Genomic DNA, 15,481 nt, shown 5'->3' with positions numbered 1-15,481 from the left:
TGACTATCCCTTTTTATATTCTATAAAATCAGCAAAACCTCTGATATAATCACTTTCTTCAAAAACATCTGAAGCCAAGACTAAACAAACCGCCCCTGAAGAAAAGTTTTCTAGCTCTCTCCAGATTCCTGTTGGAATCAAAAGACCTTTATTAGGCCTATTCAAACTTACTACAGTTTTATTAATCCCGTCATTTAATACAACATCAAAACTACCACTTAAAGCTATTAAAAACTCTAACTGCTCTTTATGTGCATGTCCACCTCGTACTGAACCTGACGGAATATCATATAAATAATATACCCGCTTTACATCATATGGAATCACATCTTTCTCAACAACAGAAATATTACCTCTATAATCCTCAATTTTCGGTATTTCTATAATCTTTATATCCATTATTAACTTCTTCTTTATTTTGATACAAAAAGTTGTTTCCACATACTCAATACTGTATTAGGTTTAAACTTATTTAACGTTATATCGGTTTGAGATTTACATTTCGAATATAATACAACGTCTTCAATTAATTTTTCCATTCCTAATTGTAATGCATCAAAATTTTGGTTTTTTACAAGTAAACCATTTTCATTATGAATAATCATTTCGTTAGGCCCAGATTTACAATCAAAAGAAATTACAGGCGTATTTAAGTTTAAAGCTTCTAAAATAACATTTGGAAACCCCTCTACTTTACTACAAACAACTAAATACTTAGATTTTTTCATGTAGGCCTGAATGTCTTTTTTATAACCCAAAAGCTTAATGTTTTCATCTAAATCTAACGTAGAAATTTGGGTTTGCAGTAAACCTCTATCTTCTCCATCGCCAAGTATATACAATAAATAACCTTTTTTTATTAAAGATGATTTTGAGAATACATCTATTAATTTATCAAACTGTTTTGTCTCATTCCTAAGGCTTCCTACAGCCAAAACATAATTATTATCTAACTCAACTTCATCTTCTTTTATCTCCTTATCAAATCTAACCGTATTGGGTATATAGTTAACATTATTAAAGCCATAGTCTTCTTCTAATTTGTTTTTTATATCTGAAGAAACAGCTACTAATGTTTCCTTACCGTAAATTTTCCTAAAAAAACTTCCTTTTGGTAAATGCCAATCTATATTAAAACTATTTATTCTATATATTAATTTACCTTTATACCGTCTAAAAATAAAAAAATAAATCATTAGCTCCATAAACCATCTATCCCGCATTCGAAAATCTATAATATAATCTGGTTCAATATTATCTATGGCAAAATATAACCGTGATAATTTTTGAATTTGTTTTACAATTTTAAATTTTGAATGTTCCTTCCCTAGATTAAATAATTTTCCACTAAAATTATATGTAATTTCATCTCTTAATGAGACTAATGCAACTTGATAGCCCTCTTCTGAAAGTAGTCTCGATAAAACCGAAGCCGCTTTTTCTGCACCTCCAATAGACAATGCATCAACCAAAATACATATTTTTTTATCCAAATTTTGACTCATCAAGTTTATAATTTACCTTCACCCAAATATACAGCTATTTATGAAAATTTTATTACTAGGTGAATATAGCGGGTTCTTCAATTCTTTAAAAGCAGGTCTACTTAAATTAAACCATGATGTTACTCTTGCAGGAAGAAAGGATAGCTTTAAAGACTACCCCGTAGACATATCTTTTGAACCATCTTTCTTTATTAAAAAACTCCCTAAATTCATCAGAGTAGCTTTTCATAAAGTTTTCAAAAAAGACATTGCTGTTTTTGAGGTTTTTTTAAAGTTTCTAATCCATAGATCAAAACTTAAAGGCTTTGATACCGTATTTTTAATTAATGAGCAACCTATCACCAAAGTACCTATATTAGAAAAAATAGTTCTGAATTTTATATTTAAAAACAATCAAAAGGTGTTTTTATCTGCATGTGGTGATGATTATATTTTTATTAATTCATTACTAAAAAATCGTTTAAAATACCATGTACTTACACCTTTCTTTAAGAATAAGGAACTAAAAAAAAGCTATAAATATTCGTGGGTCTATACTACCAAAGCAGCTAAAAAACATCATGATTATGTTTTTAAACACATTTGCGCTGTAATTCCAGCAGATTTTGATTACTTTCAAGCCTATCAAAATCACTCAAAAGCAACACAACTCATTCCGTTTCCTGTAAGAATACATTTGCTAGACTATATTAAACCAATAATTACCGATAAAATAATAATTTTTCATGGTATAAATAAAGCTAACTATTACAAAAAAGGAAATGATATTTTTGAAAATGCCATTAGGATAATTCAAGAAAAATACACCCATAAAATAGAAGTAATAACGTCAATAAGTTTACCATACGAAACCTATATCCAAAAATATAATACTGCTCATATTTTACTAGACCAAGTATATTCTTATGATCAAGGTTATAATGCTCTTGAAGCAATGGCTAAGGGTAAAGTTGTTTTCTCTGGAGCCGAAACTAATTGGCTTAAATATTATAAACAAGAAGAAGATACCGTATTAATAAATGCAAAACCAAATGCTCTTGAAATTGCAAAAAAACTGGAATGGCTTATTTTAAATCCTGAAAAAATTATTGAAATCTCTAAAAATGCAAGAAAATTTATAGAAAAAGAACACGACTATATTAAAATAGCAAAACATTACAGCACGATGCTAAAAAACGTATAAGCACAAGGTATCACTAAAACCCGATCATTTTCTAAACTTCTGAAAAGCCTCCTTGATATCTATTTTCTTATTGATCTGATATACTGTAAATACAATTGAAATTAGTACCGTAACTCCCATCAATACATATTTTAAAATAGGATTTAATAAATTTGAAAACATGAATACCGAAATACATAGACCAAATGATATAAACAAAAACGTATAAAATTCTTTTTCAAAATAAAACTCATACCTAAAACTCGCTATTATAAATACAGAAATGAAGTAAATAATATGATATACAAAAAAAGCAATACCTACCCCGTTTAAACCAAGAATTTTAAAACCTAAAATATTTGAAGTTAATAATATCATATTAAAAATCACATTTGTTCTTAAAAAAACCTTAGAATCTCCCTTAGCTATGAACACGTAGCTAATACACCACGATACAGCTTTAAACAACATACCTAAAATACTCCATTTAACAAACACTATAACATCTAGAAATTTAGATGAATATAAAACCTTAATAACAAAAGGAGCCAAAGCTATAAAAAAAACAATAATAGGAGTAATAACTAACATAGAGATTAAGGCCTGTTGCTCAACCACTTTTCTTAGTGCCGTATTATCTTTATGAATCGCTGCCAAACGAGGATAATAATCCATACTCATAGCATTAAAAACGATATTAACGCAATAATTTAGAATAGCAACCCCCACTAAATAAAAACCAACTATTTCTAGCGTAGTTATGTTAGTAAGATAAACTTGAAAAGCATAAGTCGTTATAATCGAAACAATACTGGTAAAATTTAATAAAACACCTAACCGAATAATCTCTTTTCCTGCATGCAAATCCCACATAAACTTAAAAGGGAGAAGTCTCCCTCTCTGACTGACTTTATTGAGATAAACTCTGGAAACAAAAAAAACAATAATATTCGAAACAATAATTACCGGTACAATCGCTTTTAATTCTAAAAAATAATAAAGAGGCACAGAAATAATTAAACCAATTGCACTACCATACACATTTGCCCTTGCTAAACTAGAAATAACCCTTATACCTTGCAATACGGCAAAATTAATATAACCTAACTGCTTGAATAACAAAGCAAACGAAAGCCAAACAAAAGCATAAGTATAGTCTACAGAATTAAAAACAAGTTCACTTAATAATTTTGAAAAAACAATCATCAGCACACTTCCAAAAACACCGGTGTACCAACCAAGCCTTTCTATAAGCGTAATAATTTCAATTTTTGCATCTTCATTTTTAGCTGCATTGATAAATGAAATCTCTTTTACCCCACTTTTATCTATCCCTAAACTAGTGACCGTAGAAAACAATTCTAACGTTGTGTTAAACAACCCTGCAATTGCTATTCCCTTTGGCCCTAAAAATAACGCTATAGCCTTAGATCGAATTAAAGTTATAATTAAGCCAAGTACTTGCGCACTTCCCAATAACGAGAACGACTTAATAATCAGCTTATATTCTTTCTTTTCACCGTCCATTAAAACTTATTAATAGTATCTATTATATTAAAAATATCATCTTGGGTTAATGCTAGGTTTATAGGTAAACTTAAAACTTCATCATGAATTTTTTCAGTTACAGCATATTTATCACCGCCAAGTTCTTTATAAGCCATTTGCTTATGTGTTGGTATAGGATAATGAATAAACGATTCAATTCCATTTTGAAAAAGATGGTCTTTCAAATGATCCCTTTCCTCACACCGAATAACAAATTGATGAAAAACATGATCTTTTTCACCTGAAAAATAAGGTAAAGTAATTTTAGAATTATTGATGTTGTTTAAGTACAAGTTAGCCAGTTCATTTCGCTTTAAATTATCACTATCTAAATGTTTCAGCTTAACACTTAAAAATGTGGCTTGCAACTCATCTAACCTACAATTAAAACCTTTAATATCATTTTTATATGTTGATGTTCTACCATAGTTTCTAAGTTTGAATATAGCTTCAGCTAATTCCAAATTATTGGTAGTTACCGCTCCGGCATCTCCTAAAGCACCTAGATTTTTTGTGGGATAAAAACTAAAAGCACTGGCATCAGAAACATTTCCAGCTCTTCTACCATCTGCATATCGCGCTCCATGTGCTTGCGCTGCATCTTCAATTAATAATAAATTATTTATTTTACAAACTTCTTCCAAACGTTCTACATTACACAGTTGCCCGTATAGATGCACACCCAAAACAGCTTTTGTTTTCTCTGTAATAGCAGACTCTATTTTGCTTACATCTATATTATAAGTATGGATATCAGGCTCTACCAAAACTGGCACTAACCTGGTATTTGAAATAGCCAAAATGGTTGCTATATATGTGTTTGCTGGCACTATAACTTCATCTCCTTCTTTTAATTTACCTAGCACTTTATACGCTTCAAAAATAAGTTGAAGTGCATCAAGACCGGAGCTAACACCTATACAATGCTTTACTCCACAATAGGCAGCAAATTGCTCTTCAAACTTTAAAACTTCTTCACCTAAAATGTATTGTCCTGAATTTAAAAATGCGTCAAATCGTGCTTTGAATTCTTTTTCAAAATTCTTATTAATTAATTTTAAATCTAAAAACTTAATCATATAAACACATTATTAAGTAACGGATAATTATTAACACTTACTTTATAAAAATTTTGGGTAACCGTTCTAGCTCCAAAGCCTTCTTTCCAGAACAGGAGGCCTTTGTTGACATGCAAACCATTATTTTCATTTGATGTACCAAAATCAAAATACTTTTTCTCTTTAAACACATCTTTGATTAAATGATGATGCAAAAAATCTAAACTTCCCTGTTTACTTTTATTTTCATTTCCTGATATATACTGAGAGTGCGCTACAAATTCAGTTTCAAAAACGGTGGTTCCTGCAACAATTTGGTCGTCATCATACACATTAAATTGCCTAATATTATTCGGGAAACGCTTTTTCAATAGTCCTATTTCAGATAAACTATGTACAGGTTTAGCATTGTGTTTATCTTTTAAGTTTTTAATAAGAATCGAATTCCAAAACAACTCGAAATCGTCATCTTCTTTAACCACTAAATCATGTTTAATTCCTCGTCTATAACCTTCTAATCGATTACTCGAAATTTGTAATGGACTATCCTTTAAATCAATAACCGACAATGTGTCTTTTCTAAATAATTCGGCTTTCAAAATAAACATTAAATAGCCTATTTCTTCAGTAAAAACAGAGGTATATATAACTGGTATTTGTTTTAAAACAAGACTTTTAAATCCCGCTAAACTCAAATACTTTAGAAGTTCTGTAAATATCGCCAGTACCTTTTCAAATTTAATTTCCTTTTGCAAAATTAAACCACCATAGGTTAAGCCTTGATGGGAATAAATTTCATCACCCAACGCATTAGCAGGCAATACAGCTATCAGTTTATTTTTTTTGTAAACAAGTAAAGAAAAATCTTGAAACCGATTGTTATGATAATCCATAAAATCTCTTTGGAATAAAAAAGTAGCATTTTTTGCTTTAGCTACAAATTGATTCCATGCTCTATAATTTGAGACGTTATACCTAACAATATGAATATCGTTCATTAGAAAATTATATCCTTAAGATTTACATAGGTTATTAGTTATTTATTTTTTTCTTAAAGAAATATCATTAGAGTCTAAACCAAATAAAGAACTCCATAACAAAAGAATAACAATGCCAAAATACATAAGATAACTAACAAAATGTGCGAATACAGCACCTTTTACACCATCGAATATACCTATAAAATATACACTTGTAATATATAATATTACAACTAGAAAAAGTTCGGTTAAAATATAATGCCAAAACATTTTTTTCGCTAAAAATTGATAGGCTATTATAACAGCAAGAATTCTAACAAAATCTCCCAATAACTGCCATAAAAACAAATCTTCCACTAGCCTAAACTCATTGGTAAAAACAAGACTTATGATAGGCGATTTTAATGCATAAATTACTAAAAAGCCGACAATCAAAATAGGAACTAATATTTTGTAGTAACTAGAAATCTCTTTTCGGAATTTTTTTACATTATTAATTTTAGATAATCGAGGTAAAATAGACATCCCGACTATAGAAGTGACAAACATTAAATAATACCTAGACACTCTGTTCATGGCTTCCCATAAACCGGCTTCTTTATAACCTAAACCTTCAATGATATAAGATCTAATGCAAATAGCTACAAGTGGCATAAGAACAGCTGAAAACAACGCCATAATCGATATAGGCCACATTTTTCTAAAAACATCAAAACTTATATTTTTTACTTGAACAAGGTGGGCCAAACTACGCCTATTGAAAATACCGACTAGTGTGATTAAAAATATTAAAGATTCTGATATTACTACAGATATTAACGCACCATCAATTTTACTTTGGTAAATTAAAACTAAGGCAATAGATACACTTAAAATCTGACCTATTATGTTTATTTGGCACATACCCTTGTACTTATCAAAACCACTCATGATAGAAAAGGAATACATGTTTATAGCATAAAAAGGTAATGCTATTGCAAATATTTGAATAATATATGCGTAGTTATTGTACTTCGGAAATATAAAATCATTGATAGTTTCGGCATTTAAATAACACAACATAGAAACTATAACCGTGCTAACAAACCCTACATAAAACACGGTAGAAAGTGTTTTACTTAACGACTTTGTATCTTCTTTATATAGTGCTACATATTTTACAACCGTATTGTAAGAACCTAAAACGGAAATATTATGAAACGCACTTACAAAATTTTCTAAATTACCTATTAAAGCAAAACCTACAGGACCAATTATTAAAGCAATAGCTTTAGAGGTTAAAATACCTGCAAGAATTTTAACAAGCACCAACACCGTTTTCAACGACATTAATTTAATTAAAACATGCTTTTTAATGTAATCTATTAATTTCTTCAATTAATATGAATTTTGTGGTGTTATATTTTGAAGTATTAACGCTTATTTATCCTAGATATTCTTGCAAAACATTTCAAATATACAAAATCATTTAATTTACCATAGTAATTCGCTAAGCACTAATACAATATTATTTTTTAGCTTTTAGTAAGTAAAATAAATTAACACAAATTATAGCGCCATTTGTAATAACAATGGGCTTTGACAATGGAGATAACATAATGCCATAAAACACGAATAGTAAACACCCTGCGGAGTTTACTATTCGTAATTTATTTACAGATGACATTAAAAAGGATATTAAAACGATAGCCATAGCGGCATACCCTACCCAATCTGTAATTGAAATTCCTAAGAATTCCATTTATGTTATATAGATTTATTTCTCTTACGGTCCGCTTCATTTAACCAAATTTTACGTAAACGTAAGTGGTTTGGTGTTACTTCAACGTACTCATCTTTTTGTATGTATTCTAAAGCTTCTTCTAAAGAGAATTTAATTGCTGGTACAATTTTCGCTTTATCATCTGCTCCAGAAGAACGTACATTACTTTGCTTTTTAGCTTTAGTAATGTTGATATTCATATCATCCTGACGAGAGTTTTCACCAATTACTTGGCCTTCATATATATTCTCACCTGGCTCTACGAAAAACTTACCTCTATCTTGTAATTTATCAATAGAATAAGGAATTGCTGTTCCGTTTTCCATAGACACTAAAGATCCTGAAATACGTCCTGGAATAGCACCTTTTAATGGTTGGTATTCTTTAAAACGGTGTGCCATAATAGCCTCACCAGCAGTTGCAGTTAATAATTGGTTACGTAAACCAATAATACCACGAGAAGGAATTAAGAATTCGCAAACCATACGATCTCCTTTAGCTTCCATACTTAACATTTCACCTTTACGTAAAGTTACAAACTCTACAGCTCTACCAGAAACAGTTTCAGGAAGGTCAATAGTTAACTCTTCAATTGGCTCACATTTAACACCATCGATTTCTCTAATGATTACTTGTGGTTGTCCAATTTGAAGCTCGTAACCTTCACGACGCATAGTTTCAATTAAAACCGATAAGTGTAATACACCACGACCAAAAACCATGAATTTATCTGCACTACCAGTTTCACCTAGTTTAAGTGCTAAGTTTTTCTCTAATTCTTTTTCTAAACGATCTTTGATATGACGAGATGTTACATACTTTCCATCTTTTCCGAAGAAAGGAGAATCGTTAATAGTAAACAACATACTCATTGTAGGCTCATCGATAGCAATAGATTTTAATCCTTCAGGATTTTCTAAATCAGAAACAGTATCTCCAATTTCAAAACCTTCTACACCAACAAGAGCACAAATATCACCAGTTTGAACGCTCTCTACACGTTTACGTCCTAAACCTTCGAATATAAATACTTCTTTAATTTTACTTTTTGTAATAGTACCGTCTCTTTTTACTAAAGCGATTTGTTGTCCTTCTACAATGTTTCCTCTTTGCACTCTACCAATCGCGATACGACCTGTAAAAGAAGAGAAATCTAAAGATGTAATTAACATTTGAGTTGTTCCCTCTGGAAATACAGGAGTAGGAACATGCTCGATAACCATATCTAATAATGGCTCAATGTTATCAGTTTCATTTCTCCAATCATCACTCATCCAGTTATTCTTAGCCGAACCGTAAACTGTTGGAAAATCTAACTGCCATTCTTCAGCACCTAGTTCAAACATTAAATCGAAAACTTTTTCATGTACTTCATCAGGAGTACAGTTTTCTTTATCAACTTTGTTTACAACCACACATGGTTTTAAACCTAAATCGATAGCTTTTTGTAATACAAAACGAGTTTGTGGCATTGGCCCTTCAAATGCATCAACTAATAATACAACACCATCAGCCATATTTAATACACGCTCTACTTCACCTCCGAAATCGGCGTGACCAGGTGTATCAATTATATTGATTTTTGTGCCTTTATATACAACCGAAACGTTCTTAGAAGTAATTGTAATACCTCTTTCACGCTCTAAATCGTTATTATCAAGAATTAGATCACCTGTGTTTTCGTTTTCACGAAACAATTGACAGTGATACATAATTTTATCAACCAACGTAGTTTTACCGTGGTCAACGTGTGCAATAATTGCAATGTTTTTAATAGTAGCCATATTATAGTGCCTTATTTTAAGCCTGCAAAGGTACGGGTTATTTTCATATATAGTTAAAAATTTGTTATAATTAAAATCAAATATAATTTTAAACGTCTGTTTTCGTTATTTTTATAAGAAATATTCTCTCAAAATAAACATCAAAAACAAATTGCTATGTACATAATTAATAGAATCACTAAAAGCATCCCTTACCTATATTTTATTGCCATTGCCGCGTATTGGTTCACTACAATTAACCGTACCGAAGGTTTAACGGCATACCCTATTTTACTCTTCGGAATTCCTTTTTTATGGCAAATAATAAAGCCTAATAAAAAATTAAATTTCGCCCTAGGCATCACATTCGTGTGTTTATCATCCTATTTAATTATTGCTTACTTGTCTAAAATTATCGATTTCAGTCATTTAGCCTTTAATTCAAATAGTGTAATGCTTACTGCCGGATTATTTGTGGTTACAAACTTTATAATGGCCATGTGGATAATAAAAAACAGCCTTAGAAGTCGTTTTTAATTTGATTATCTTTGTCGCCTAAATTTAAGTCGATGATACTTCAAGATATTCCAAAAATAAAGCACGCTAATTCAAACAATTTCTTTCTTCTTTGTGGCCCTTGCGCTATAGAAGGCGAAGATATGGCTATGCGTATTGCCGAAAAAGTAATTACCATTACTAATAAACTAGAAATTCCTTACATATTTAAAGGTAGTTTTAAAAAAGCAAACCGTAGTAGAATTGATAGCTTTACGGGCATTGGCGACGAGAAAGCACTAGAAATTTTAGCAAAAGTATCAGAAACTTTCGATGTACCAACTGTAACCGATATTCATGAAATATCCGATGCTGCTTTAGCCGCACAATATGTAGATGTGCTACAAATTCCTGCTTTTTTAGTACGCCAAACCGACTTAGTTGTGGCTGCTGCAAAAACAGGTAAAGTAGTTAACCTTAAAAAAGGACAATTTATGAGTCCGGAGGCCATGAAACATGCTGTGCAAAAAGTAAAAGATGCTGGTAGCGATAAAGCTTGGATTACAGATCGTGGTACCATGTTTGGCTACCAAGACATGATTGTAGATTTCCGTGGCATTCCAACCATGCGTCAATTTGCACCAACCGTTTTAGATGTTACACATTCTCTACAGCAACCCAATCAATCTGCAGGCGTTACAGGTGGTCGCCCAGATATGATAGAAACCATTGCACGCGCAGGTATTGTAAACAACGTAGATGGTTTATTCATCGAAACGCATTTCGATCCAGCAAATGCTAAAAGTGATGGTGCCAATATGCTTCACCTAGATAACCTAGAAAACTTACTAAGCAACCTCGTTAAAATAAGAAAAACAATACAAGCTCTGTAAAACGAGTTAAACCAAATAATAATGAAATCAAACCTACACCTAATAGTGCTTTTTTTAAGTATTATTAATTTCAGCGCTTTTGCCCAAGACACCAACGCTGTAAAATACACCGCATCAAGCAAAGGAAAATTCTTTGTAAGCTGGGGTGGCAATAGAGATTCCTTTAGTAAATCGGATATTCATTTTGAAGGAGACAATTATAATTTCACCATAAAAGATGCCACGGCGCGCGATAAGCCTAAAGGTTGGCACTTAGATTATATAAACCCAACTAGAATGACGATACCACAAACCAATTTCAAAATGGGGTATTTCATTTCAGATAAATATTCCATTTCTCTTGGCTTAGACCATATGAAATACGTTATGGAAAACGAAAAAACCCGAACTTTAAGTGGTTATATCGATTTACCAACCACGGAAGAAGGGTCAAAATTTAACGGTATATACAACAACGAGGCTACCTTTTTACCAGAAGATTTTCTAGGTTTCGAGCATACCGATGGATTAAATTATATCTACACAGAAATTGCTAGACACGACGATATTTCGGCATTATTTAACCTACCAAATACCGATAAATTTCAAATAAATTTAACCGAAGGTATAGGCGGTGGTTTTTTGTTACCAAAAACAAACAGCACACTATTAATAAAAGAAAGAAACGACGAGTTTCACCTAGCAGGCTATGGTGTTTCGGCACGAGCAGGTATTAATTTCACTTTTTTTAAGCACTTTTTTATGCAACTCGACATAAAAGGTGGTTACATAAATATGCCAAATATCCGCACCACACCAGACCCAGCCGATCGCGCATCGCAACATTTCACTTACTTGCAACGCATTGTTTCTTTCGGAGGTATTTTTAGAATTTAAAATATTTGGGCGGGTTTTTAAGAAAAATAAAAACCGCGCTATCCGCTATATCTTTTTGTAAAGTTATAGCCATACATTAAAAGTATTTACATGCCATAAACCATAGTTAAAACTGAGGTTTATGGCATTTTTATTTTACAAAAAGGATGCCGCTACTATCGCTCCCGCACTTACCAGTTAAGCATAATACAAACAGAATGAGCTAGCCTATTTGCAAATTAAAGACTACCCCAAAAGCATCAATTAATAAACCAAGCGCGTTTACTTTCGCTTAATAACTTCGAGGCTGCGTGCAGTAATTCAACAAAAACATCATAATCCAAATCTTCCAAAGTTTTTAATTGAATGGAGCGCACTTGCTTTCGTTTATTATCATTTTTCAAAATAGGAAATTCTTTTTCTAGCAAAACACCTTGCACAAAAGCCACATCAACATAATTCGTTCCTTTTAAAATATTCAGATAAATCATAGGCTTTTTATGGCAATTATAAAACGGAATTTTATAACTATAACGCTCTTCTACCTCAGGTAATGTATTCAAAATTACGCTTCGTACAAATAACATAATCGCCTGATAAGGTTCTTTCTGACTTAAAAAATAATTATCTATCGGATTCACATTAAAAAGTTTATTTTCAAATTTAATAAAAATAAGTAGTCGAAAATTCAGAAATATTTATTTACTTTGCAATTCAAAGTACTTTTACATGGAGCCAAAAGATTATTTAAAAGACATATCGGATATTAAAGATTTAATGAATAAGTCTTCCCGATTTATTTCCTTAAGTGGTTTATCTGGAATTTTAGCAGGAACATATGCCCTTATTGGTGCAGCAGCAGCCTATTGGCTTGTTAACCAATATAGCTATGGTACATTAATTCTAGATGGCAAAATTTTTAGAATGGTTATGCTTATTTTAGCGCTAGTTGCTGGTTTTAGTGCGCTAACAGGCTATATACTTTCAGCAAAAAAAGCAAAAAAAACAGGAGCAAAAATGTGGGACGCCACATCAAAACGATTAGTAATTAATTTTTTAATTCCGTTAATTGCAGGCGGTTTATACATCCTAATTATTTTAAGCAATGGCAAATACGGACAAACAGGAGGCTTAATGCTTATTTTTTATGGCTTAGCACTAGTAAACGCATCAAAATATAGTATTGGCGATATTCGCTACTTAGGTTATATAGAAATAGTTTTAGGTTTAATTGCCACGCTACTACCTGGTTATGGGTTTTGGCTTTGGGTTTTAGGCTTTGGAGTAATGCACATAATATACGGTAGTATTATGCACTTTAAATACGATACAAAATGAATAAAGCAATCATAATTGCAATAATGACTTCGGTTATTATTTACGGCCTCGGATTGGCATACTTATATTATTCTAATGAAAGTTACGAGCAAGAGTTTGCACTTTACGACGTCAATAAAAATGGTGTTATAGATAAAGAAGAACTCACATTAGAATCTCAAAATATTACAGCTCAAGGCGCGAAGCGTAAAACTATAAAAGAAGGTGCTATTGTTTTAATTCCATTTTCATTATTTATTGGTGCTTTTGCATTTGCAGTAACGTTTCTTTTTGGTAAAATTAAAACCATTAATGACAACGAAATAATCAAATCAAAAAGCAAACAGGCTTAGATCTATGAGCATAATAACCAATATAAATAAAGCATTCGATCATAGAATTAGGCTAGGTATTATGTCTATTTTAATGGTGAACGAATTTGCCGATTTTAATATGCTAAAAGAACTTTTAGGCGCTACCGATGGCAACATTGCTAGCCATGCCAAAGCTCTAGAAAAAGTTGAATATATAAAGGTTGAAAAACAATTTATAGGCCGCAAACCGAACACCCGCTACTCCACCACCGATTTAGGTCGTGCCGAGTTTAAAAAACACATTAATGCACTCGAAAAATTAATTAATAAAAGCTAGACTTTAGTCTCACGAAAACAACAAAATCTTTTTTTTAATCTTTTACTTTGAAATTCAAAGTACTTTAAATTATCGTTATGGAAAACACAAACAAACCACAGCAAAACAAATTCGGAAATTGGGTAAAAACATCAATCACAGCAAGAATGCTTATGGTAGGTTTTTTAGTCATTATCTTACTCATACCTCTATCTTTTATTAACACCTTAATTACCGAACGCGCCTATAGGCAAAGTGATGTAGTAAACGAGATTAACGAAAAGTGGGGCGAAAATGTGCTTGTTTACGGTCCTATTTTAAAGATTCCATACAAAACATATATAGAAACAAAAACGTATAACGAAAAAACAAAAACCTTTTTCACTGAAGTAGAAACGCATATAAAAAACGCATACATTTTCCCTGAATCTTTAAATGCAGATGTAAATGTAGATTCTAAAACTTTAAACCGTGGTAATTTTGAATCGGCTGTATTTACAACAACCATGGATTTTTCTGGACATTATATCCCAACCGACTTAACTTCTAAAGGCATTAAAGATGAAGATATAATTTGGGATAAGGCCACCGTGATTTTAAAAACCTCTAACCTAAAAGGTATCAAAAGTGAAATGCTTTTAAAACTAAATCAAAACACCTACTCTTTTCAAACAAACTTTAATGAAAACTCAACACAAAACAGTGACTACTTAGATGTGCTAGAATCTGGTTTTATAAATCCAACAGATTTATCGAGTAAAAACAATGCACCGTTTAGTTTATCTATGGCATTTAATGGTAGCAAGCAAATAGAACTTATTCCTATCGGAAAAACGACTACCATGAAAATGGCTTCTAATTGGGCCGACCCAAGTTTTATTGGTAATTACCTACCTAACGATGAAACTAAAACAATAACAAAAGATAGCTTTAATGCTGAATGGAAAGTACTTCACATCAACCGTGCTTTTTCTCAACAACATTTAAATAAAATACCAAACCTTAACAAATTTGCATTCGGGACTAAATTTATGGTCATGGTAGATGAGTATCAAAAAAGTGAACGATCTGCCAAATATGGTTTCCTAGTCATAGGTCTTACCTTTTTAATATTCTTTTTAATACAAACCTTGAGTAAAATTAATATTCATCCATTTCAGTACTTAATGATTGGGTTGGCTCTCATTATGTTTTACACTTTACTAGTTTCTATATCTGAGCATAGTAATTTTCTAAAAGCTTATTTAATAGCTGGAAGTTCCGTTATTGTGTTAATTACTTTGTACTCAAAATCTATACTTAAAACATTAAAGTTCCCTCTATTTATTGGCTTATCGTTGTCCGCATTATACGCCTTTATTTATGTTATTATTCAATTAGAAAACTATGCACTTCTTGTTGGTAGTGTTGGTCTATTTTTAATACTTACTATCGTGATGTACGTATCGAGAAAAATAGATTGGAATAACGGGTAATTCAATGAAGCGTTACTTCTAAAAAAAAGGAGTAACGC

At 31.4% G+C, this 15,481-nt stretch carries 17 protein-coding genes; 8 read left to right on the top strand and 9 right to left on the bottom strand.

Annotated elements, in window-relative coordinates; all coding sequences use genetic code 11:
- Positions 1–3 precede the first annotated feature (3 nt).
- Together V6246_RS14380 and V6246_RS14375 are read right to left on the bottom strand one after the other, a co-directional pair.
- On the bottom strand, positions 4–399 hold the full coding sequence (locus V6246_RS14380; protein ID WP_341561122.1) for a sugar 3,4-ketoisomerase: 396 nt from the start codon (positions 397–399) through the stop codon (positions 4–6).
- Between the two features lie 14 nt (positions 400–413).
- Positions 414–1,505 carry a glycosyltransferase gene (locus V6246_RS14375; RefSeq protein WP_341561120.1) on the bottom strand — a complete coding sequence of 364 codons (1,092 nt, stop codon included), beginning with the start codon at positions 1,503–1,505 and terminating at the stop codon, positions 414–416.
- 40 nt (positions 1,506–1,545) lie between these two features.
- On the opposite strand from V6246_RS14375, the gene V6246_RS14370 reads away from it, so the two are divergent.
- Positions 1,546–2,688, top strand: a complete 1,143-nt coding sequence (locus V6246_RS14370) for a glycosyltransferase (protein WP_341561119.1) — start codon at positions 1,546–1,548, stop codon at positions 2,686–2,688.
- Positions 2,689–2,712: 24 nt separating this feature from the next.
- Here the strand turns inward: V6246_RS14370 and V6246_RS14365 are convergent, their stop codons facing one another.
- The 6 genes from V6246_RS14365 to typA form a co-directional block, all read right to left on the bottom strand.
- Entirely contained in the window at positions 2,713–4,194 is a 1,482-nt protein-coding gene (locus tag V6246_RS14365; RefSeq protein WP_341561118.1) for an oligosaccharide flippase family protein, read from the bottom strand.
- A complete protein-coding gene (locus tag V6246_RS14360) occupies positions 4,194–5,294 on the bottom strand; it encodes a DegT/DnrJ/EryC1/StrS family aminotransferase (RefSeq protein WP_341561117.1) in 1,101 nt (366 codons plus the stop codon). Before V6246_RS14360 ends, V6246_RS14365 begins: the two co-directional genes overlap by 1 nt.
- Entirely contained in the window at positions 5,291–6,271 is a 981-nt protein-coding gene (locus V6246_RS14355; RefSeq protein ID WP_341561115.1) for a GNAT family N-acetyltransferase, read from the bottom strand. Before V6246_RS14355 ends, V6246_RS14360 begins: the two co-directional genes overlap by 4 nt.
- Before the next feature lie 42 nt (positions 6,272–6,313).
- Positions 6,314–7,630: an O-antigen translocase gene (locus V6246_RS14350; RefSeq protein ID WP_341561114.1), complete on the bottom strand. Its 1,317-nt coding sequence runs from the start codon at positions 7,628–7,630 to the stop codon at positions 6,314–6,316.
- 130 nt (positions 7,631–7,760) lie between these two features.
- On the bottom strand, positions 7,761–7,994 hold the full coding sequence (locus V6246_RS14345) for a uroporphyrinogen decarboxylase (RefSeq protein ID WP_341561112.1): 234 nt from the start codon (positions 7,992–7,994) through the stop codon (positions 7,761–7,763).
- A 5-nt stretch (positions 7,995–7,999) separates the two neighbouring features.
- Positions 8,000–9,799 carry a translational GTPase TypA gene (gene typA, locus V6246_RS14340; RefSeq protein WP_341561110.1) on the bottom strand — a complete coding sequence of 600 codons (1,800 nt, stop codon included), beginning with the start codon at positions 9,797–9,799 and terminating at the stop codon, positions 8,000–8,002.
- 156 nt (positions 9,800–9,955) lie between these two features.
- Between typA and V6246_RS14335 the strand changes: the two genes are divergently transcribed.
- From V6246_RS14335 to V6246_RS14325, 3 genes are read left to right on the top strand one after another with little or no spacing between them, the layout of a single operon-like run.
- The gene (locus tag V6246_RS14335; RefSeq protein ID WP_341561109.1) at positions 9,956–10,315 is read left to right on the top strand and encodes a hypothetical protein; all 360 of its coding nucleotides are present in this window, start codon (positions 9,956–9,958) and stop codon (positions 10,313–10,315) included.
- A gap of 32 nt (positions 10,316–10,347) precedes the next feature.
- Positions 10,348–11,166, top strand: coding sequence for a 3-deoxy-8-phosphooctulonate synthase (gene kdsA / locus V6246_RS14330; RefSeq protein WP_159018226.1), 819 nt, complete (start codon positions 10,348–10,350; stop codon positions 11,164–11,166).
- A 21-nt stretch (positions 11,167–11,187) separates the two neighbouring features.
- On the top strand, positions 11,188–12,042 hold the full coding sequence (locus tag V6246_RS14325) for a hypothetical protein (protein ID WP_341561107.1): 855 nt from the start codon (positions 11,188–11,190) through the stop codon (positions 12,040–12,042).
- Between the two features lie 239 nt (positions 12,043–12,281).
- Here the strand turns inward: V6246_RS14325 and V6246_RS14320 are convergent, their stop codons facing one another.
- Positions 12,282–12,662: a DUF1801 domain-containing protein gene (locus V6246_RS14320; protein WP_341561106.1), complete on the bottom strand. Its 381-nt coding sequence runs from the start codon at positions 12,660–12,662 to the stop codon at positions 12,282–12,284.
- 88 nt (positions 12,663–12,750) lie between these two features.
- On the opposite strand from V6246_RS14320, the gene V6246_RS14315 reads away from it, so the two are divergent.
- The 4 genes from V6246_RS14315 (at position 12,751) to creD (ending at position 15,443) form a co-directional block, all read left to right on the top strand.
- Positions 12,751–13,359: a hypothetical protein gene (locus V6246_RS14315; protein ID WP_341561105.1), complete on the top strand. Its 609-nt coding sequence runs from the start codon at positions 12,751–12,753 to the stop codon at positions 13,357–13,359.
- Entirely contained in the window at positions 13,356–13,691 is a 336-nt protein-coding gene (locus tag V6246_RS14310) for a hypothetical protein (protein WP_341561104.1), read from the top strand. Before V6246_RS14315 ends, V6246_RS14310 begins: the two co-directional genes overlap by 4 nt.
- 4 nt (positions 13,692–13,695) lie before the next feature.
- Complete coding sequence (locus tag V6246_RS14305; RefSeq protein ID WP_042499358.1) at positions 13,696–13,989, top strand: winged helix-turn-helix domain-containing protein; 294 nt, start codon at positions 13,696–13,698, stop codon at positions 13,987–13,989.
- Positions 13,990–14,066: 77 nt separating this feature from the next.
- The gene (gene creD / locus V6246_RS14300) at positions 14,067–15,443 is read left to right on the top strand and encodes a cell envelope integrity protein CreD (protein ID WP_341561103.1); all 1,377 of its coding nucleotides are present in this window, start codon (positions 14,067–14,069) and stop codon (positions 15,441–15,443) included.
- Positions 15,444–15,481 lie beyond the last annotated feature (38 nt).

This window comes from Algibacter sp. TI.3.09, assembly GCF_038154905.1.
In the GTDB taxonomy this organism is placed as follows: Bacteria; Bacteroidota; Bacteroidia; order Flavobacteriales; family Flavobacteriaceae; genus Algibacter.
The sequence above is the reverse complement of the archived record's forward strand: the minus strand, read 5'-3'. Positions and strand labels throughout refer to the sequence as shown.

Excerpts from the sequence above, each read along its gene's own strand:
- V6246_RS14380 (WP_341561122.1), bottom strand. The coding sequence starts at position 399 with ATGGATATAAAGATTATAGAAATACCGAAAATTGAGGATTATAGAGGT.
- V6246_RS14375 (WP_341561120.1), bottom strand. The coding sequence starts at position 1,505 with ATGAGTCAAAATTTGGATAAAAAAATATGTATTTTGGTTGATGCATTG.
- V6246_RS14370 (WP_341561119.1), top strand. The coding sequence starts at position 1,546 with ATGAAAATTTTATTACTAGGTGAATATAGCGGGTTCTTCAATTCTTTA.
- V6246_RS14365 (WP_341561118.1), bottom strand. The coding sequence starts at position 4,194 with ATGGACGGTGAAAAGAAAGAATATAAGCTGATTATTAAGTCGTTCTCG.
- V6246_RS14360 (WP_341561117.1), bottom strand. The coding sequence starts at position 5,294 with ATGATTAAGTTTTTAGATTTAAAATTAATTAATAAGAATTTTGAAAAA.
- V6246_RS14355 (WP_341561115.1), bottom strand. The coding sequence starts at position 6,271 with ATGAACGATATTCATATTGTTAGGTATAACGTCTCAAATTATAGAGCA.
- V6246_RS14345 (WP_341561112.1), bottom strand. The coding sequence starts at position 7,994 with ATGGAATTCTTAGGAATTTCAATTACAGATTGGGTAGGGTATGCCGCT.
- typA (WP_341561110.1), bottom strand. The coding sequence starts at position 9,799 with ATGGCTACTATTAAAAACATTGCAATTATTGCACACGTTGACCACGGT.
- V6246_RS14335 (WP_341561109.1), top strand. The coding sequence starts at position 9,956 with ATGTACATAATTAATAGAATCACTAAAAGCATCCCTTACCTATATTTT.
- kdsA (WP_159018226.1), top strand. The coding sequence starts at position 10,348 with ATGATACTTCAAGATATTCCAAAAATAAAGCACGCTAATTCAAACAAT.
- V6246_RS14325 (WP_341561107.1), top strand. The coding sequence starts at position 11,188 with ATGAAATCAAACCTACACCTAATAGTGCTTTTTTTAAGTATTATTAAT.
- V6246_RS14315 (WP_341561105.1), top strand. The coding sequence starts at position 12,751 with ATGGAGCCAAAAGATTATTTAAAAGACATATCGGATATTAAAGATTTA.
- V6246_RS14310 (WP_341561104.1), top strand. The coding sequence starts at position 13,356 with ATGAATAAAGCAATCATAATTGCAATAATGACTTCGGTTATTATTTAC.
- V6246_RS14305 (WP_042499358.1), top strand. The coding sequence starts at position 13,696 with ATGAGCATAATAACCAATATAAATAAAGCATTCGATCATAGAATTAGG.
- creD (WP_341561103.1), top strand. The coding sequence starts at position 14,067 with ATGGAAAACACAAACAAACCACAGCAAAACAAATTCGGAAATTGGGTA.